Source organism: Nostoc sp., from assembly GCF_036917515.1.
GTDB lineage: Bacteria > Cyanobacteriota > Cyanobacteriia > Cyanobacteriales > Nostocaceae > Nostoc.
Genome location: NZ_JBALDE010000043.1, coordinates 1 through 18434, shown reverse-complemented (window position 1 = coordinate 18434; position 18434 = coordinate 1). Strand labels below are relative to the sequence as shown.

The 18434-nt window shown below is 42.5% G+C and carries 17 protein-coding genes and 1 pseudogene; 7 read left to right on the top strand and 11 right to left on the bottom strand.

Annotation, left to right across the window (positions count from 1 at the left end):
• Window position 1 precedes the first annotated feature (1 nt).
• Window positions 2-2665 carry a hybrid sensor histidine kinase/response regulator gene (locus tag V7K89_RS05125; protein ID WP_335184958.1) on the top strand — a complete coding sequence of 888 codons (2664 nt, stop codon included), beginning with the start codon at window positions 2-4 and terminating at the stop codon, window positions 2663-2665.
• The gene (locus tag V7K89_RS05120) at window positions 2655-4019 is read left to right on the top strand and encodes a GGDEF domain-containing response regulator (RefSeq protein ID WP_335184956.1); all 1365 of its coding nucleotides are present in this window, start codon (window positions 2655-2657) and stop codon (window positions 4017-4019) included. Before V7K89_RS05125 ends, V7K89_RS05120 begins: the two co-directional genes overlap by 11 nt.
• A 60-nt stretch (window positions 4020-4079) precedes the next feature.
• Here the strand turns inward: V7K89_RS05120 and aat are convergent, their stop codons facing one another.
• Window positions 4080-4655: a leucyl/phenylalanyl-tRNA--protein transferase gene (gene aat / locus V7K89_RS05115; protein WP_335184954.1), complete on the bottom strand. Its 576-nt coding sequence runs from the start codon at window positions 4653-4655 to the stop codon at window positions 4080-4082.
• A 97-nt stretch (window positions 4656-4752) separates the two neighbouring features.
• Here aat and V7K89_RS05110 point away from each other — a divergent pair, with 97 nt between their 5' ends.
• Window positions 4753-5082: a hypothetical protein gene (locus V7K89_RS05110; protein ID WP_012410384.1), complete on the top strand. Its 330-nt coding sequence runs from the start codon at window positions 4753-4755 to the stop codon at window positions 5080-5082.
• A gap of 119 nt (window positions 5083-5201) precedes the next feature.
• Here V7K89_RS05110 and rpsN read toward each other — a convergent pair whose 3' ends face one another.
• The 5 genes from rpsN to V7K89_RS05085 all read right to left on the bottom strand — a co-directional run bounded on the left by rpsN (window position 5202) and on the right by V7K89_RS05085 (window position 9908).
• On the bottom strand, window positions 5202-5504 hold the full coding sequence (rpsN, locus tag V7K89_RS05105) for a 30S ribosomal protein S14 (RefSeq protein ID WP_335184952.1): 303 nt from the start codon (window positions 5502-5504) through the stop codon (window positions 5202-5204).
• A 77-nt stretch (window positions 5505-5581) separates the two neighbouring features.
• Entirely contained in the window at window positions 5582-6271 is a 690-nt protein-coding gene (gene nth, locus V7K89_RS05100) for an endonuclease III (RefSeq protein ID WP_335184950.1), read from the bottom strand.
• A complete protein-coding gene (rseP, locus tag V7K89_RS05095; RefSeq protein ID WP_335184947.1) occupies window positions 6247-7347 on the bottom strand; it encodes an RIP metalloprotease RseP in 1101 nt (366 codons plus the stop codon). The genes nth and rseP overlap by 25 nt, the downstream gene beginning before the upstream one ends.
• 124 nt (window positions 7348-7471) lie before the next feature.
• Window positions 7472-8752 carry a serine--tRNA ligase gene (gene serS / locus V7K89_RS05090; protein WP_335184945.1) on the bottom strand — a complete coding sequence of 427 codons (1281 nt, stop codon included), beginning with the start codon at window positions 8750-8752 and terminating at the stop codon, window positions 7472-7474.
• Window positions 8753-9329: 577 nt separating this feature from the next.
• Entirely contained in the window at window positions 9330-9908 is a 579-nt protein-coding gene (locus tag V7K89_RS05085) for a DUF3611 family protein (protein WP_335184943.1), read from the bottom strand.
• A 624-nt stretch (window positions 9909-10532) separates the two neighbouring features.
• On the opposite strand from V7K89_RS05085, the gene V7K89_RS05080 reads away from it, so the two are divergent.
• Both V7K89_RS05080 and V7K89_RS05075 read left to right on the top strand, forming a co-directional pair.
• Window positions 10533-10880, top strand: a complete 348-nt coding sequence (locus V7K89_RS05080; RefSeq protein WP_334853009.1) for a PadR family transcriptional regulator — start codon at window positions 10533-10535, stop codon at window positions 10878-10880.
• A 52-nt stretch (window positions 10881-10932) separates the two neighbouring features.
• Entirely contained in the window at window positions 10933-11463 is a 531-nt protein-coding gene (locus V7K89_RS05075) for a cofactor assembly of complex C subunit B (RefSeq protein ID WP_335184940.1), read from the top strand.
• 451 nt (window positions 11464-11914) lie between these two features.
• Here V7K89_RS05075 and V7K89_RS05070 read toward each other — a convergent pair whose 3' ends face one another.
• A complete protein-coding gene (locus V7K89_RS05070) occupies window positions 11915-12232 on the bottom strand; it encodes a DUF3155 domain-containing protein (protein ID WP_335154908.1) in 318 nt (105 codons plus the stop codon).
• 286 nt (window positions 12233-12518) lie between these two features.
• On the opposite strand from V7K89_RS05070, the gene V7K89_RS05065 reads away from it, so the two are divergent.
• Entirely contained in the window at window positions 12519-13874 is a 1356-nt protein-coding gene (locus V7K89_RS05065; protein WP_335184938.1) for a GAF domain-containing sensor histidine kinase, read from the top strand.
• A gap of 24 nt (window positions 13875-13898) precedes the next feature.
• On the opposite strand, the pseudogene V7K89_RS05060 reads toward V7K89_RS05065, so the two are convergent.
• From V7K89_RS05060 to V7K89_RS05045, 4 genes and pseudogenes are all read right to left on the bottom strand, one after another.
• Window positions 13899-14019 (bottom strand): annotated as a pseudogene (locus tag V7K89_RS05060) (transposase domain-containing protein); the annotation flags it as partial.
• Window positions 14020-14179: 160 nt separating this feature from the next.
• Window positions 14180-15067, bottom strand: coding sequence for an aldo/keto reductase family oxidoreductase (locus V7K89_RS05055; RefSeq protein ID WP_335184936.1), 888 nt, complete (start codon window positions 15065-15067; stop codon window positions 14180-14182).
• Between the two features lie 97 nt (window positions 15068-15164).
• Window positions 15165-15920, bottom strand: a complete 756-nt coding sequence (locus V7K89_RS05050) for an SDR family oxidoreductase (protein ID WP_335184934.1) — start codon at window positions 15918-15920, stop codon at window positions 15165-15167.
• Between the two features lie 75 nt (window positions 15921-15995).
• Entirely contained in the window at window positions 15996-16961 is a 966-nt protein-coding gene (locus V7K89_RS05045; RefSeq protein ID WP_335184933.1) for a quinone oxidoreductase family protein, read from the bottom strand.
• Between the two features lie 277 nt (window positions 16962-17238).
• On the opposite strand from V7K89_RS05045, the gene V7K89_RS05040 reads away from it, so the two are divergent.
• Window positions 17239-18177, top strand: coding sequence for an AraC family transcriptional regulator (locus V7K89_RS05040; protein ID WP_335184931.1), 939 nt, complete (start codon window positions 17239-17241; stop codon window positions 18175-18177).
• The last annotated feature ends 257 nt before the right edge of the window (window positions 18178-18434 follow it).

The following is an 18434-nucleotide window of genomic DNA, read 5'->3' as shown; positions in this document are numbered from 1 at the left end:
TATGCAGCACTCCTTTTTGGGTGGCATTCGTACAAAGTTAATCGCTTCGTTTCTCGTTGTTGCTTTGATTCCATTGCTGTTATTGGCATTTGTCAACAAACAGACAACCGAAAAAGCACTAACTGACAACGCCCGACAAGCCCTATCTGCGGCGGCTAACGAAACTGCTAATAGAATAGATGCCTTTATTGATGGAAATCTGAATGCCGTGCGCGTAGAGGCGATTTTACCTGGTTTGGCACGCTATCTTAGTTTAAATCCAAAACAGCGAAATGACAGCCCTGAAATACAATTGGCGACAGAAACATTAATCCGTCTCAGTCGCAAAGATATGCTCAATGTTCTCTCCTATGCTTTGCTCGACTTAAATGGGAAAAATGTATTGGATACACGTACGCTGAATATTGGCAAAGATGAATCAGTTCAAGATTATTTTAAAAAACCGCTACAAACTGGTTTATCCTTTGTTTCTAGTATGAAGCAGTCGCCAAAAATTCCTGACCTTCTTACCCTCTTTTTTAGCAGTCCAGTTCGCAATGCCAGGGGAGATATATTGGGTATATTGCGTGTTTCATACAATGCTACTGTTGTTCAACAGTTAGTAACTCCACAAACTGAACGGGCTGGGGCAAAATCTTTTGCTATTCTTTTAGATGAAAATAATATTTATCTGGCACATAGCATTGCACCAGAACTACTTTTTAAATCAATTGTGCCTCTACCTGAGGATATTGTAAATCAACTACAGCGGGAAGGGCGTTTGCTTAATTCTTCTGTCAAAGAATTGGCAACTAATGAATTAAAAGTTAAACAGGCATTGGATAATAAACAATCGTATTTAATTTCGCCTTTAGAAGCAACAGGTAATCAAGTTAATCTGATTGCGATCGCTCGTTTACATTATCAGCCTTGGTCTGTATTGTTTGCACAACCCCTTTCTATTGCCTTAGCACCTGTAAAAAAGCAAATTCAGGACACAATTTTTCTATTTGCATTTATTGCTGGAATAGTCACAATCATTGCTTTTGTGATTGGACAACTGCTTACAAAGCCAATAATTTACCTTACCAATATAGTTTTTCAGTTTACCGCAGGTAATTTAAATATTCGTGCCAAAAATAACTCAAAAGATGAAATAGGTCAACTAGCAAAATCGTTTAATAAAATGGCATTTCAGTTGCAAACATCTTTGGAAACTTTGGAACAACGGGTACAAGAGAGAACAGCAGAGTTAGCCATTGCTAAAGAAAAAGCCGAAGTAGCAAATCAAGCTAAAAGTTTATTTATTGCCAATATGAGTCATGAATTGCGATCGCCCCTGAATGCTGTTCTAGGTTTTTCTCAATTAATGTTACGTGCTAAAAACTTGCCTGCCGATCATTATGAAAATGCCGGGATCATTTATCATAGTGGTGATTATTTACTAACACTGATTAATAATATTCTTGATTTATCAAAAATAGAAGCGGGTAAAACTACTCTTAACCCCAAAGACTTTGACCTGTATCACTTGCTGGATGACTTAGAAGATATGCTATATTTACACGCAAGTAATCAAGGCTTAAATTTAATATTTCAACGTAGTGAAAATGTTCCATGTTATATTTACACAGATGAGTTAAAACTTCGACAAGTATTAATTAATTTGATTAGTAATGCTATTAAGTTTACTCAAAAAGGAACAATTAGTTTAATAGTAAATAATCTTAGTGAAGACACAGATATTTTAACTCTTGATTTTAAAATCAGTGATACAGGAGTGGGGATTGCAGCCTCAGAATTACCCAAACTCTTTAATGCTTTTTCTCAAGCACAAGCTGGAAAAGAGTCCCAAGAAGGAACGGGTTTAGGTTTAGCAATTAGTCGCAAGTTTATTCAGTTAATGGGAGGAGATATTTCTGTTGAAAGTAAATTAGGAATAGGGACAACTTTTAAATTTTATATTCAAGCAAAATTAGGTCAAGAAACCAATAGTAATACTTTAGAAGTACATCTAAAAGTATTAGAACTTGTACCAGGACAACCTATATATAAACTATTAGTAGTAGATGATAAACATATTAATCGCAAATTATTAATTAAACTTTTACAACCGTTAGGATTTGAGATGAAAGAAGCTAGTAACGGCAAAGAAGCGATCGCCATTTGGAATGAATGGGAACCCCATCTGATTTGGATGGATATGCGAATGCCTGTTATGGATGGTTACGAAGCTACAAAATATATCAAGTCTACTACAAAGGGGAATGCTACAGCTATAATTGCTCTGACAGCAAGTGTTTTAGAAGAAGAAAAAGCGATCGTCCTTTCAGCTGGGTGTGATGACTTTCTCCGCAAACCTTTTACAGATCATACAATTTTTGATACTCTAGCCAAACATCTTGGTGTCAAATATATATTTGCTGAAAATAATTATTCAAATTTGGAATATACAGAAAAGCATCCTTTAACATCTAACAATCTAATTTGTATGTCTCAAGAGTGGATTAATCAATTTTATCAAGCTGCTTTAGAAGCAAATACTAATCGTGTTATAGAATTAATTAGAGATATTCCCAAAAGCGAAACTTTTTTAATTAAATCTTTAACAAAACTTGCTCATAAATTTGAATTTGAGGAATTGGTTGATTTAGCTGAACCCCTGATAAGCAACAATGAATCTTGATTCTGATAAGGAAAATAAAGGTAATATTCTCCTAGTAGACGACAATCCCAAAAATTTACATTTATTAAGTGATTCTCTAGTTAAACTTGGCTATACTGTTCGCAGCGTCACAAGTGGGCGGATGGCACTAAAAACAGTAAAGGCGAAGCGACCAGATATCATTCTTTTAGATATCAAAATGCCAGAAATGGATGGCTATCAAGTTTGTAGAACCCTGAAAGCAGATGAAGTTCTACGCACCATTCCCGTTATTTTTATTAGTGCTTTAGATGATGTTTTTGATAAACTGATAGCCTTTAAGTCAGGGGGCATAGACTACATCACTAAACCCTTTCAGATTGAAGAAGTTGTAGCGCGTCTAGAAAATCAATTAACTATTCAACGCCAACAACGGCTTCTAGAACAAGAAAATATTAAGCATAGGGAAACAGAAGAGATACTGTATCAGTCCAGGGCAATACTAGCGAGTATTCTGAATAGTTCACTAGATGGTATTGCCGCTATGCAAGCTGTCCGTAATGCAACTGGGGACATTGAGGATTTCCGTTGCTTAGTTATCAATCCTGTGATTGCTAAAGCCTTCGGATGCAAATCTGAAGAGATGATTGGCAAATTAATATTCAAAAAATTCTTAGCTCATCTACAACCAGAACTTTTTAATCACTTTGTTAATCTTGTCGAAACAGGGGAAGCTTTAAAACGGGATTTTTACCATCCATTAGGTAATTCTTGCTGGTATCACTTTGTCGCAGTCAAGCTAAATGATGGTTTCGCTATTACCATACGCGACATCACTGGACGTAAACAAATTGAATTGGCTCTCCAAGATGCAAATCAGAAACTAGAACAACTGGCAAATTTAGATAGCTTAACTCAAGTAGCTAACCGTCGTTGCTTTGATACACGACTGCAAGCAGAATGGAGACGCCTTGCACGAGAACAACAACCCCTGTCATTGATTATGTTTGACGTTGATAAATTCAAACTTTACAACGATTACTATGGTCATCTTGCAGGCGATGATTGTCTAATGAGGATAGCCCAAACAGTGCAACAGACAATTCATCGTCCTGCTGATTTAGTGGCGCGTTACGGTGGAGAAGAATTTTTGGTACTTTTGCCCAATACTGACTTAGCGGGAGCGATCAAAGTAGCACAAAGTATTCAGCAAGCAATTCATGCTTTGGCTATTCCCCATGTACAGTCTGATGTTAAGGATATCATCAGCGTTAGTTTAGGAATTACCTGTCGCATACCCACTTGGGACATCAGGCCAGATACACTTATTGCCTCAGCAGATAAAGCACTGTACCATGCCAAACAAAATGGGCGCGATCGCTATTGTAATTATTGAAAGATTTTTTATGGTAATACCTTCATTCCCGGACTATTACATCCGGCTTTTCTTACAAAATTATATTAAGTTATAAGTACGTTGCAACGCTTGCTGAAGTAAAGATTGATATTCTTCATCCCCAACCCGATAAGCACCAAATCTTTCCAAATGGGGATTCATCATTTGGGCATCAAAAAACACAAATTTTCTCTGACGCAATCTTTCTACCAACTTTACCATCGCGACTTTTGAGCCTTCGGGAATGCGGTAAAACATCGACTCTCCAATAAAAGCACCACCAATCACAATCCCTAAAATTCCCCCAGCGAGTTCGTCACCTTGCCAAGTTTCAAAACTATAAGCATAACCCTTTTGGTAAAGCAGCGAATAAATCTTTTGCAATTCCGATGAAATCCAGGTTGTCTCTCTGTCAGCACAGCCAGCCACCACAGCCTGAAAGTCTCGATTAATCGCTACAGTAAACCGCTCTTGATTCAGAACGCGCTGCAAAGATTTGGGGTAGCGAAACCTCTCATCCAAAGGAATCAAAGTCCGATCGCGACTTACGTACCAACTCAGGCGATCGCGCTCATCAGCCATGAGAAAATAGCCTTGTGCATAACCCTCAACAATAGCCGCGATATCATATTCCATAAATAAATATAAAAAAACACTCTTAAAAACGCAATTCGATGCTATCAATCATCCTCTGCGTTTCCCTCCGCGTCCCTCTACGTTTAAAATAAAAAAAATGACTCAACCAATTCCACCCATCACCCTACCACCGCCTGAAAATCCACTGCTCGAAGGTGAATGGTTACGAGAACGCTTACAACGGTGGCTAGATACAGAATTTATCCCCGAAGCAGTCAACCAAAATATTGCTCAACGAGCCGCACAGATTTTTGTGCGTCAACGGATGGAAGGAGAAAATGACCTTGGTTCTCTGGTAATTGCCATTGTCACAGAGATGCAGTCTTATGATTTTTCCAATAGCTTCTACGGAGAGTTTGCGATCGCCAACGCCGTCAGCGATCTACTCTTAGAAAGTCTGGGAATTGATAAGTGTTGTGGTCAATAATATTTTGTCATTTGTCTTTGAAGTTCTGATCGGAGGAAGCCTGCGCTCAGACTTTTCTGTTTGTCCTTTGTCCTTTGTTTTTTACCAATGACTAATGACTAATGACTAATTACTCTTGACTACCAACTAGACTTAACAACTCCAGGTAAAAGACCTTCATGCGCCCATTCTCGCAGCACGTTCCGAGACAATCCAAAATCGCGGTAAACACCTCTAGAACGACCAGTCAACCAGCAACGGTTGCGGTGGCGACTGGGCGCACTATTCCGAGGTAGCTGTTGAATCTTCCGGTGGATTTCCAGTTTATCCAAAGGAGATGCTGCACTTCTGAACTCTTCTAAGAGAGTTTCTCGCTTGTCAGCATACTTTTCGATCAACTTGGTGCGCTTTTTCTCGCGCTCAATCAAGCTCTTTTTTGCCATATATTCTCTAACTTATTTTAAGACACCGTTTTCCATTCTACAGTCTCTCTATCAATTCTGGGGTTACTTGTTGTTGCTTACCCTACAACCACTGGCTGATTCGCAGCCGGACATAAATCGGCAAGCTCACAAGCAACACAGACGGGAGAGCGGGCTTTACAAATAGCACGACCATGATAAATCAGCCGAATTGACCAATTTTCCCAATCAGGCTGAGGCAATAAACCCATTAAATCTTGCTCAATCCGAACAGGGTCTTTTGCTTGAGTTAAACCCAAACGTTCGCACAGACGGCTGACGTGAGTATCTACTGTCACGCCAACATTAATGCCATAAGCATGACCCAAGACTACATTTGCTATCTTGCGCGCCACACCTGGAAGTTTTAACAACTGTTCCATTTGGTTGGGGACAACAGAGTTAAACTCAGTGACAATCATCCGACAGGCAGCTTGAATATTCTTGGCTTTATTGCGATAAAACCCTGTTGAACGCACCAAGTTTTCTAATTCTACCAAGTCAGCGATCGCTAAACTCTCTGCATCAGGAAACCGAGCAAATAAAGCTGGTGTTACTTTATTCACTCGCTCATCAGTACATTGAGCAGAGAGAATCGTTGCCACCAATAGTTGTACTGGCGTTGAGTAGTTCAAAGAGCAGGTAGCATCTGGATAAAGACGCTTCAGCCGAGCTAAAATTTCTATCGCCCGTTGCTTTTTAGATAACGATTTGCGAGTAATGCTTACTGGAACAATTTTTGTACCCATTCCAATTGGCTAGTTAATTGGGTAGTTTCTTTGACGATCAGAAAAATTCCTAAGCCTAAGAGTAACACCAAACCGGTCTGCATTACACTTTCTTGAATCCGGGCGGGTACTGGCTTACCGCGTAAACCTTCAATCAGCAGAAAAGCGAGTTGTCCACCATCCAAAGCTGGTAAAGGCAAAATATTAATAATAGCCAAGTTAATACTGATAATTGCCGCAAAAGACAACAGATTTGCACTATTGTCATCAGCTAATTTTGCACCGATTTTGACAATATTAACTGGCCCAGAAACTTGTCCAGCAGTTTGTTGAAAGTTGGTAATTAACTGCCCAAAACCACTGAGTGTCCCAACAAATAATTGTTGAAACCTGTTAGCAGCAATCCCGAAAATTTCAAAAGGACTATTAGGACGGCGATAAACTGCTGTACCATTGGGACCAAGTTCAATGCCAATTACACCTTGACCTTTATTTCCCAGCTTTGGAGTTAACTTTATAGACTTTGGTTGGTTTTCATGTTTAATTTTTAGTTCGATTTGCTGATTGGCATGAGTTTGAATTTCTTTTGTGAGAAAAGCTGTCGCTTTTTCAGAAGCGGGGAGTTCCTGACCATTAACAGCCAGAATGATATCTCCTTCCCTAATACCTGCTTGGTAAGAAATAGATTGTTCATCGACCGGCTTAACGATAACACCAGGTTGAAAGTTAATCCTCTCTGGAATGCCGACAATACCCAATTGCAGAGCCAACACCAAGTAGGCAAATATTAAATTAGCGATTACTCCAGCACTGATAACGATCGCCCGGTCTAAAACTGGACGGTTACGCAGCAGATTTGGGTCATTGGGTGGAACATCGCTATCGGGGTCATCATCAGGAAAGCCCACAAAGCCGCCCAAAGGAAAAGCGCGGACAGCATATTCGGTTTGTGAACCTTGGTACTTCAAAAGAACCGGGCCAAAACCCAAAGAAAAACGGTTAACGAGAATGCCTTGAGAACGTGCTGCAACAAAATGTCCCAACTCGTGTACCAAGATCAAAACAGCCAAGACTGCGATCGCTGCTAAAACTGACATAGAGTAAATTAGTGAAGATATTAAGCTATAGTTATCTCCATTCTAATTGGGCATTGGGTATTGGGCATGGGGCATGGGGCATTGGGCATTGGTAAAAAACAAATGACAAAGGACTAATGACAAATTACAAAACTTCACGTCCCAAATAAGGTTGCAACACTTCAGGTATTTTTACCGTTCCATCGGGTTGTTGATAATTCTCCAAAATTGCTGCCATCGTCCTTCCCACCGCCAAACCCGAACCATTTAGAGTGTGTACGAACTGAGTACCTTTTTTCCCCGCCTCTTTGAAACGAATATCAGCCCGTCGTGCTTGGAAATCTATAGTATTGGAACAGCTAGAAATTTCACGGTATTTTCCAGAAGAGGGCAACCAAACCTCTAAATCATAAGTTTTAGTAGAGGCAAATCCCAAATCTCCAGTACTTAAATTTACGACTCTGTAAGGCAATTGCAACGTCTGTAAAATTGCTTCTGCATTCCCCACCAATTTCTCTAGTTCATCAAAAGACGTACTGGGTTCGACAAACTTCACCATTTCCACCTTGTTAAATTGATGGAGGCGAATTAATCCTCGCATATCGCGCCCATAACTACCAGCTTCGCGGCGAAAACAGGGAGTAAAAGCGCAGTGGTAAATAGGCAAATCTTCAGCAGCAAGAATTTCACCCCGGTAGAGATTTGTAACTGGAACTTCCGCCGTCGGAATCAGCCACAAGTCATCATCTGCACATTTAAAGCTTTCTTCGGCAAACTTGGGTAACTGACCGGTCGCCGTCAAAGACTCGGTATTTACTAACAGTGGCGGACTAACTTCCACATACCCAGCTTGAGTATGGAAAGTCAGCATAAATTGAATTAATGCCCTTTCTAATGCCGCGCCAGCACCTATCAATGTCACAAATCGACTTTGAGCAACTTTTACAGCTCGTTCAACATTGAGAATACCCAGCTTTTCACCAATTTCCCAGTGAGGGAGAATATTTGGATTTTGAGGAATGTACTCATCACCCCAACGGCGCACTTCTACGTTATCTTCCTCATTCTTTCCAAGGGGTGTAGAGTCGCTTGGCAAGTTGGGAAGTGCCAACACAAGTTGAGCAATTTCAGCTTTCAGGTCTTTTTCTTGGGGTTCCAGTTGACTCAACGTAGCTTTGAGAGAGTTACCTTCATCCCGCAAAGCTTGAATTTCTGGGTCTTGAGGATTGATCCCAGATTTTATCTTCTGCCCAACAATTTTACCAATTTCGTTGCTACGAGCTTGGAGTTGACTACGTGTCCCCTCAAGTTCCCGTTGTTGCCGATCTAACAGTAATATCGGCTCGATATCGTATTTACCACTACGACTATTCAATCGTTCTTGAACTAATTGGGGATTTTCCCGTATTTGCTTGATATCCAGCACAGATTTTTCTCAGTTTTTGCCTATTATCTACCTGTTAACACACCTGTCAACACATCAGCATATACTGATTTTGGCTTGCTGTGAGCAGAAAAGCAACCATTTAAATTTTTCTAGAGCCCCCTGCCAATCTAGCTAGGGCTAGAAAAATTTCAAATCCAAAATTTGGTATTAATCTTCCGATTTCTGGACTCCTGAGTGTTTGCAGGTGAGGGTAGCCAGTAGGCAAGTACGCCTGATAAACCACTCCAATAGACTGCTTGGTTTTGGTTATTATTGCGTTCTATAAAGATTAGGGAACTACATAATCTAATCATCAATGTGCTAAAAATTACTTCTATACTAAACTTCTAGCTTTCAAGTTTTTTCATAGTGTAAGACCTGCAATTAAAAATTAATTCACTCTTATAACGGTTCTAATATCACTCTTTAGATGGGTGCTAATATAATTAACTGATATTATCCACACTGCAATTTAAGAATTTCAGAAAAGTACAATTAACATATCTGAAAAAGAGGAAAAAAGAAGTCAAAAGAATTGCTGATTTTTGACTATTACCTTTTTTTCCGACTCCCCTTTTTAAGGTCGGTGAATGCGATTGAGTAACCAAAGTGATGCTACAAGCCCTGCAAAGTGGGCTGAGACAGTGTTGGTGTTTGCCTGTACCACAAGCATATCTAGACCGCTAATAATTCGCGTCGGGTCAAAAAATTGGGTAGTTATCGCTTGCGGAGATATGGATCGTGCTACCAGTGTTCCAACGATCGCCTGCGCCCCCAAAAGAGTCACCAGCGTTCCTCCTAAATTCACCCAGACCCCTAAGCGTAATACTTGTACAGTCTCGCTTTTCCGAGGGCGGTTGCTGGGATTGGAGGATTCCAATTGCTTGCCAATCCTCGTGTAACGGTAAGCTAAAAAAATGCCCCCACCCAAAATAACCAGTCCACAAATTGCTAAAAATACGCCAAAACCAGTCCCAGGATTATTAGTAGGACTGCCAGCTCTTTGATTAAAGATGGCGAACAGCAACACAATTATGCTAGAAACAACGCCTAGTACTAGCTGAATCCAGAAGCTAATCCAACCAGTGAGGCGAAAAGTTTGGGCAATTGCCCTAAGAGTTGAGGAAAATGATGGGGCATCGGGAGTTTGTGACATAGCGATCGCCAATGTGCTGGATGCTAGATTAAGGGACGCGAGGACGAGGGGACAAGGGAACACGGGAGAGTTCTTTCCCCTAGTTTTTAGCGCCTTCTTTGATAAATTTACTATCACACTTGCCAAATAAGACAAGAAATTCTGTGATCAAGGAAATCAGAAATGGTTACTGCTTAAGTGTGTCTACCGACGTAGAACTTGATCCCAGATATATCCTTTAACTTAATATTTTAGAATTTGCATTGTGAAAATCACTGTAAAACAAAGTGTTTATTAAGTTTTACAGACAAAATAGCATTTTACCTGTAAAATTTCTTCGATGGCATTTTATTGCTTCAAGCAGTTCTAATCGGCTCGGCATCAGTTAACACCAAGATAGTGACTTCCTCAGTGTCTGTTCGCTCCTCACCCCACCGTATCGAGCTTGAGTGGGGTACATTATTTTGTACTCCTAAAACTCGCAAAGCCCCACAACTTCACAGGCGTGGGTAATTATTTCATGTTTACACTTTAGAAATCTAATCTCAGTAGCTTTATATGTATTACTCACGTAGTAGTAGCACTGTATACTGACTACAAGGATTGTAGACTTTACTAAGGCATTTTTTTAGCCATTCACTAACCATGAAACTTGAGGATATATATCAATTCTTTGAGAATCCTCCGCCAACTTACCTTTGTCAGGAACTAGCAGTTTGTTACATACTGTCTGTTTTATTACAAGGTGAATCCTACGGAACCGAGTTGATCGAGCAATTAGAAACTGAGTATCCCGTCTATCGGCTTTCAGATACCGTACTTTACAGTGCAATCAAATTTCTGGAAGACCAAAGTGCAATCACTGGATATTGGAAGAAACTCGAAGGACGGGGACGCCCCAGGCGGATGTACCAAGTTTCTCCCGAATGGCAAGTTCAAGCTCAGGATTTAGCTTTTCTTTGGCAAGACTACATCAACGGGAGGAAAAAGTAACGAATAATTGATAATGAATAAGTCTCCTCCAGTCAAACACTAACAATTAGTTATGGATACTGCTATTCTGCCATCTACGTTCCTGCTAACCTTGTTGTTATCGGTTGGGCTGTTTTTCTTTATTCGTGCCTCGACTAAAGATCGTACAGAAATGGCCCAACTAGTATCTGAGCAAGATGAAGCTGTTTTAATGTCTCAATTAAAAGAGTATTTTCAATCGCGGTCTTACCGAGTGGCAGCGGTAGACCGAGAAAAAAATCAGGTAACTTTTGAAGGTAATGTTCGCCCTAGCTGGTTCTTAGCTATATTTCTGACTTTACTAGCAGCTACTGGGATTGTTTGTCTATCTCTGGTGGCATCCCTGCTTTTTCCTAGCCTCAGTACCCTTGTTCTGGCGATGGTACTGCTGTCGCCTTTAAGTGGTCTATTTTATTGGAAAAAATCTGGAAGACTTGAGAAGGTGTTGCTCAAAGTAGAAACAACTCAGAGCGAACCAACCTCCTCAAGTAAGATCACTGTAGTTGCCCATCGAGATGAACTCAGTGAGTTGCAGAGGACTCTACAGATCAAGCCTGGGAAATAATTGTTGATTCTTGCGACCATCTCTTAACTATGATATGCAGACTTCTGACCTAACCTACTCTTTAGGCAATGGAAAGTAGTCAGGAGAAAATCAAGATTGCTGCTTTGCCAGTTATTCCCCACGACCCAAACTCGTGGGGAAAATTTAAATTCATTAATTTAAATTCATTGACAGAGCTTAACTTAACCATCTACGGCATAAGAGCGCAACTTCACTAGCACTTTTAGACGCGCTTGGCTCTATACCCACTCCCTTCTGCATCATCAAAGTAGTATCAACCCATGCAATCTAGCGTGGTTTGAGACAAGTTCACTTTCCAACTACCTGGACTAGATTTACTGGCAAATCAGCTACAAACTAAAAAAAAATTAAATTTTGCATAAACTTACTAATTCTGCCAGTTAATTATAGTCAGGAGTCACATTCAATGCCCAAGATGACCATCTATGGTTCACCGACTAGCTAAAGCAACAGGTTCTTGACCTGGTGAAGGTTCTAACACCCTCAAACTAGGAAACAAGAAATGGTTTTCCTCTACGTATTGAGCACCAAACAGTCCCTTTTCTGCCCAGAAATAACGATCTGTAGTGTGTTCATTTCGCTTTACAAGTAGCAACGCGGGTGGCAAAATTCCTTCAGCTTGAATGAATCTTCTCGCTGCTGTCACAGGTTTTTCTTCGCCACTTTCGATGCTATATTGAGGCACGTGTTCCAAAATACGCCGCCCTTCTTGACGACGACGACTCTTCCTTTTGCGTCTCCTTGCCAATATATTGTCCTCCTCTTTCAAGCTATAGATTGTAGTTATAGCTACAAAATCCGTCGTCATTATATAGGTTCTAGTTCAGAATATCAATAGTTTTTAACCTTTTAATATAAGAAAGTTAATATATTTGAAACATAGATAAAACAAAATTACCTAAGAATATAATCCCTTGGTACAAACCATCTCTAAGAAAATTTTAGTTAAGCTTTATGAAATGAGCGAGGTAAAAATTAAGTATCCTCTCTTACATCATGCCTCAAAATCTATAATCTTGAGCAAAAGCTAAAAAATGTTAATGTCTGCCAGTTCCGATTTTCTTGCTCTGTGTCGAGAGCAAATAGCGCTACTAACCCAAGGGCTGGGAGCGACTTTAAGTATTGTGTACCTAACACAAGAATTGGTAGATACTCCTTCCGGCGATGCCAAACTGATTCCTGTGGTGATTTACCCGGAAACAGCATTATTACCCCAAGGTGAGGAAACTATTGAAGCGACGGCATACAACCAACTTCAAGTTGGAAATGCGTTTATATTACCCAATCATCAAGGAAGGTTATTGACACCGGGTTCAGAATCTCCAACTTCGTCACAGGAGTCTGACATTCCAGATGCGTCTCAACCTAATCTAAAAGAGGAATACCTACTTAGTGGCAACCAAATTGTTTTACCTCTAATTTATGAGGGTGTGATGATGGGGTTACTGGTGACACGCAGGAAAGATCGGGCATGGAATGAACACGAGCAAAGTCAGATTCAACGGATAGCCCAAACATTAGCGATCGCTTGTATTTTAGATCAGCGCCGAGCATGGTTTGAGCAACAGTTGCGTGAGCAACAAATTCTCCAAGAAAAACAGCGGGATTTGCTAGATAACCTGTTGCATCAGTTTCGTAACCCATTAACAGCATTGCGGACTTTTGGCAAACTGTTATTGAAGCGACTACGACCAGCAGATGCTAACCGAGATGTAGCAAATAGTATTGTCCGGGAAAGCGATCGCCTGAAAGAATTACTGCAACAATTTGAACAAGTAATTGATTTGACAGAGGCAGATTTAGCACCACTACATCTACCGGAAGATGGAGTATTTGTAGAAGCAACTATCCAAAAATCTGCTAAACCGCCGCTATTATTGCCGGGAACGGGAGATAAAGCAGTTGACTGCTCGTTAGCAGATATATTAGAACCATTATTAATATCAGCCAAAGCGATCGCCCAAGAGCGAAAGCTAAAACTAATAACTGAAATTCAAGATAATTCATCCCTAGTACGTGCCAATGTCAAAGCATTACGAGAGGTGTTAACTAATATTATTGATAATGCTTTGAAATACACTCCCACTGGTGGCAAAATTTTGATTCAAGCAGGGCAAGAAAAAGCTCATTTTCAGGGAATAGTCATTAGTGATAACGGGCCCGGCATTCCACCCCAGGATTTAGAACATCTTGGAGAACGGCATTATCGCGGTGTACAAGCGCAAACAGAAATCCCTGGCACAGGTTTGGGGTTAGCGATCGCTAGACAACTAATAGAGCAAATGCAGGGCGAAATCGAGATTTTCAGCCCTGCAATCAACTCTAAGCTAACTTCACCTAATAGACCAGGCACTACTTTTATTATTTGGTTACCGGAAGTTGAGAATTAGTCTATTTTCCTTTAACCTTTAACGATCAATTAGATTCTTTAGTACATCCCGCATTGAATCTTCTCGACCACAGACTCATTGCTATTATTAGACACACTACTAATTGCGCTGGTAACGAGCGTGTACGTTCCTCTTCAACTTTGATTTTCGCGTAGACGCTCTTAGCGACTTGCCGTTCGCGTAGCGTCTCGTAGAGAAGGCATCGCCTGTTCAATTATAAGTTGCTGGGATGCTAAGTCAAGCCGCAACTTAATTGACTTCATTAGTTCTTCGTTGAAGTTACTTAGCCTTGGACAATAATGTTTTTATTGAACCGCAGTTGTAGCGATCGCGTCGAGATCTGCGATCGTTTGCGGTGAAAGTTGCAGATTTGCCGCTTTGATGTTTTCGTGCAAATGACCAATGGATGACGTTCCGGGAATTAACAGGATGTTCGGCGATCTCTGAAGCAGCCATGCCAAAGCGACCTGCATTGGTGTGGCTCCAAGTGATGCTGCGACAGCATCGAGCGCTGACGATTGCAACGGATTGAACCCGCCCAGCGGGAAGAACGGCACATAAGCAATTCCCTGCTTCGCGAGGTCGTCAATGAAAGCGTCATCTTCCCGGTGCGCTAGGTTATACTGATTCTGCACGCAGACAATTTCTGTAATAGTTTGCGCTTGTGCCAATTGCTTAGGAGTGACGTTGCTCAGACCCAGGTGACGGATCAATCCCTGTTTTTTGAGTTCGACTAGGGTCGTCAGCGGCTCTGTAAGAGAATCCTCCGATGGTCCATGACCGTCACCCATCAAGCGGAGATTGACGACATCGATCGTATCGAGTCCGAGGTTACGCAGGTTGTCGTGAATCGCTTCGGTCAGATCCTGCTGCGACATCGCGGGAACCCATGAGCCATCTTCAGGACGACGCGCTCCAACCTTGGTGACAATCACTAAATCTTCCGGGTAGGGATGCAGCGCTTGTCGGATAATCTGATTAGTGATGTGAGGTCCATAGAAGTCGCTGGTATCGATATGATTAATGCCAAGTGCGATCGCTTCGCGCAAAACAGCAACGGCTGCATCCACATCTCGCGGCGCACCCCATACATTTGGACCTGCGAGTTGCATGGCACCATAGCCTGTGCGCTTCACTGTGATTGAAGTGTTCGGCAACGTAAAAGTGCCGCCGAGGTTCGTTTGCTCAGACATATTGCTACTTTCTCCAAGAATTTTTTAGTGATTTAACGAAAGCAATTTTGAAAGTCCATTTCTCAATTGATGTCGCTGCGTGCGATCAAAGCCCTTGTCATTGTTTGTTGCGGCTCGCGAATATTTGCTCATACTCACCGTTCCTTTCGGCAAATCGATGTGCTTTGACACGATTAACAAGGATTTCGCCGTGGGACGGGTTGGGAGTGCTGAGAATCTGCATCACTTCAGCAATAAAGTCAGCGAGTGGCATTGCGGCAGGATCAGTCGCCTGACTAGCCCCGCCAAGCTCCGTCTGTACATAGGGTGGGGCTAGTTCAAGAACCTCCACGGAGGTTTCTTGAAGCTGAACGCGGAGCGACTGCAACCAAGAGTGCAGAAAAGCCTTGCTCGCGCAATAGGTCGGATATGGACTGATGGGAACGAAAGCCAAGCCAGATGTGGTGGTGATGATCGTTGAATGCGGTTGCTGTTTAAGAGTCGGGAGGAGTGCCGCCGTAAGGTGAAGTACACCGACAACATTAGTCTCAATTATAGACTGCATCACGGAGAAATCGATCGGATCTGAGGTGAGATCCTCCGTCTTACCAATTCCGGCATTGTTGATCAGAACATTGAGTTTAGGGAACTGCTCTCGAATGCGGGACGCAAAGGCTTCGATGTCCGCCGGGTCTTGAACGTCAAGTTGAATCCCGTGCATACCGGAGTGAGCGGCAGTGATTTCGTCGAGGAGATGTTGACGGCGACCCGCGATGATGACTTGATTACCGTGTTGATAGAAAGCCTCGGCAAGCCCACGACCGATGCCGCTTGTGCCTCCAGTGATGAGGATGGTGCTGTCCGTGAGATTCATAGGTATTTTTCCTACAAAGATGTCAAAGTTTGTTGAGAGTAAAGTTGTTGTAAAAGCTGGAAATTCAATCAGCGCTTATTCGCCGCTCACGCGCAACACGATTTTGCCCAGATAGTGCTGTTTCATGGCATCCTGCGCTTGTGCCGCCTCTTCCAGCCCAAATGTCTGCGCGATGTGAACTTGAAACTCACCGATACCGATCAATCGGTTAAGTTCGTCTAACAACATCGGGTCGGCGAAGCCATTTGCCTTCTTGAGTTCCACACCGTCGGGCGCTTTGGGTTCAGGCATCACGCCATTAGGAAAAGAGATGATCCCACCCTGGCGCACCAAACTCAGCGTAGATTGAACCTTGTCGCCGCCCACCAACACTAACGCCGTATCGAAGCCATCGGGCGCAAAGGCGCGGGCGCGTTGGGCAATGTCGTCGCTGTGTCCGTCCACTGCTTCATCGGCACCTAATTGCTTGGTCAAAGCTACACCGTCTGCACCCGATGCGATCGCGAATACGTGTGCCCCCATACGTTTAGCCAGTTGCAGCGCGACGTGACCGACGCCACCACTCGCGCCCCACAGCATTAATTTGGTTTCGCTGCCTATCCCCAGCGCCTGCAAATTGTTTAGCGCTGTTATACCAGCAATAGGTAGCCCGCCTGCAATCAGCATATCGAGACCATCGGGCATCGGCGCGACCGTTTTCTCCGAGACAACAACGTACTGGGCATAGCTACCGCCCTTGTCGTTCATAAAGCTCTGGGCGTAAACGCGATCGCCAACAGCAAAACGCTCAACGCCGTCGCCAATGGCAACAATAGTGCCTGCACATTCGCCGCCCAGCACACGCGGAAAGTGGACTTCGTTATACACCAGATCACCTTCACGCTCCATTGCGTCCCAGATGCCAACTCCGGCCGTCTCGATGCGAATCAAAACTTCGCCTGCGTCTACCGTAGGCACAGGTAAGGTGTGCAAAGTCAGTTTGTCAGCATGACCGAACTCGTCCACAGCCATTGCTTTCATTTGTTGGGGAGTATTTTGCATAAATAGGTTCTCCTGCTTATTGGAGTTGTTATTGAGGGGTTCAAAGGCGTAAAACTGCTTTCAAAGTTTGTTTGGACGGATTGCCATTTCCTCCAAGAAGTTTTTAATTTCAGGAAAGAAATGCGGCATCGTTCTTCAGACTCTTTAAGGTCTTGCTTGAGATGCTTTCATCCTATTCATTCGATTCAGTGTTTCCAATGCCTAAAACTCTTCGATCCTTGCCTAATTCTCCAGCTTGGATCGCTTGAAGACATTCTATAATCGTGTAGGGCATTGAATGAGTCGAGACTTTACCATGACTTTCGTTATCTCCAATTCTGAAGTAGTTGCAGATCAGTGCCAAGCGCTGGCGGCATTAGTGGCGCGGCACACCGAACCCAATGGCAACCTTGTCTATCCAACTGCGATCGCACCATTGAGTTTTTCGCGATCAAATGCGTCATCTGCTATCATCTACCAGGATTATGAACCGCGTCTGGCGATTCTCGTTCAAGGCAAGAAAGACATAGTGCTGGGAGAGGAAACGTATCCCTATGATATAGGGCAATGTCTTGTTGTCTCAGTTGATCTCCCCATCGGTGGGTGTATTGTTGAGGCGACAACCGATCAGCCGTATTTAGGATTAAAGCTGACCCTAGATCCAATGCAACTTTGTGAAATGGCTGCTCAAATGAATTTTAGTTCAGCGAAGAAAGATAACTCCGTCCGAGGCTTATTTGTGAGCAACGCTGATCCCACATTGCTGGACTGTGCCCTTCGCCTCACTAAGCTTTTAGATACGCCACAGGATATTCCCATGCTGGCACCGATGATGATTCGGGAACTCTACTACCGTCTGCTGATCGGGGAACAAAGTGAAGCCGTGCGTCAAATTGCTACATCTGGCAGCAGTATGCAGCGAATTGCTGAAGCGATCAAACGCATCAAGTCTAAGTTTACTCAGCCGATGCGAGTCGAGGACTTAGCAAAGCAGGTGAGAATGTCTACTTCGTCGTTTCATCAGCACTTCAAGCAAGTGACCTCAATGAGTCCACTTCAATATCAAAAGCAGTTAAGACTGTTAGAAGCCCGTCGCCTGATGCTGACGGAAGATTGTGATGCAACCTCTGCTGCCTACCAAGTTGGGTACGAAAGTCCCTCACAGTTCAGCCGGGAATATTCACGCCTGTTCGGTGCGCCACCGATGCGAGATATCGAACGGTTACGAACGGCTTGACTTAGACTTCTTTCAAGGATGGAATAAAAAACAATAGAGCGATGTCTACGACAAGTCGATGCAGTATCTACGCTTATGGTCGTGATGGAAAACTCTAACCAAGTCGTCTGAAATCCTTATTCTTTCCTCAACTTTCAAAACTTTTCAGTCTACTGAAAGTACCTTGAAGGGGCGACAATAATCGTAAAAGTGTTACAGGTAAAGGGATTGAAGTAAAAAACCCTCTCAAAAAAATGAAGCTTATTGACAATAACTGT

Coding starts and splice junctions, on each gene's coding strand:
- V7K89_RS05125 (WP_335184958.1), top strand. CDS start 2: ATGCAGCACTCCTTTTTGGGTGGCATTCGTACAAAGTTAATCGCTTCG.
- V7K89_RS05120 (WP_335184956.1), top strand. CDS start 2,655: ATGAATCTTGATTCTGATAAGGAAAATAAAGGTAATATTCTCCTAGTA.
- aat (WP_335184954.1), bottom strand. CDS start 4,655: ATGGAATATGATATCGCGGCTATTGTTGAGGGTTATGCACAAGGCTAT.
- V7K89_RS05110 (WP_012410384.1), top strand. CDS start 4,753: ATGACTCAACCAATTCCACCCATCACCCTACCACCGCCTGAAAATCCA.
- rpsN (WP_335184952.1), bottom strand. CDS start 5,504: ATGGCAAAAAAGAGCTTGATTGAGCGCGAGAAAAAGCGCACCAAGTTG.
- nth (WP_335184950.1), bottom strand. CDS start 6,271: ATGGGTACAAAAATTGTTCCAGTAAGCATTACTCGCAAATCGTTATCT.
- rseP (WP_335184947.1), bottom strand. CDS start 7,347: ATGTCAGTTTTAGCAGCGATCGCAGTCTTGGCTGTTTTGATCTTGGTA.
- V7K89_RS05085 (WP_335184943.1), bottom strand. CDS start 9,908: ATGTCACAAACTCCCGATGCCCCATCATTTTCCTCAACTCTTAGGGCA.
- V7K89_RS05080 (WP_334853009.1), top strand. CDS start 10,533: ATGAAACTTGAGGATATATATCAATTCTTTGAGAATCCTCCGCCAACT.
- V7K89_RS05075 (WP_335184940.1), top strand. CDS start 10,933: ATGGATACTGCTATTCTGCCATCTACGTTCCTGCTAACCTTGTTGTTA.
- V7K89_RS05065 (WP_335184938.1), top strand. CDS start 12,519: ATGTTAATGTCTGCCAGTTCCGATTTTCTTGCTCTGTGTCGAGAGCAA.
- V7K89_RS05055 (WP_335184936.1), bottom strand. CDS start 15,067: ATGTCTGAGCAAACGAACCTCGGCGGCACTTTTACGTTGCCGAACACT.
- V7K89_RS05050 (WP_335184934.1), bottom strand. CDS start 15,920: ATGAATCTCACGGACAGCACCATCCTCATCACTGGAGGCACAAGCGGC.
- V7K89_RS05045 (WP_335184933.1), bottom strand. CDS start 16,961: ATGCAAAATACTCCCCAACAAATGAAAGCAATGGCTGTGGACGAGTTC.
- V7K89_RS05040 (WP_335184931.1), top strand. CDS start 17,239: ATGAGTCGAGACTTTACCATGACTTTCGTTATCTCCAATTCTGAAGTA.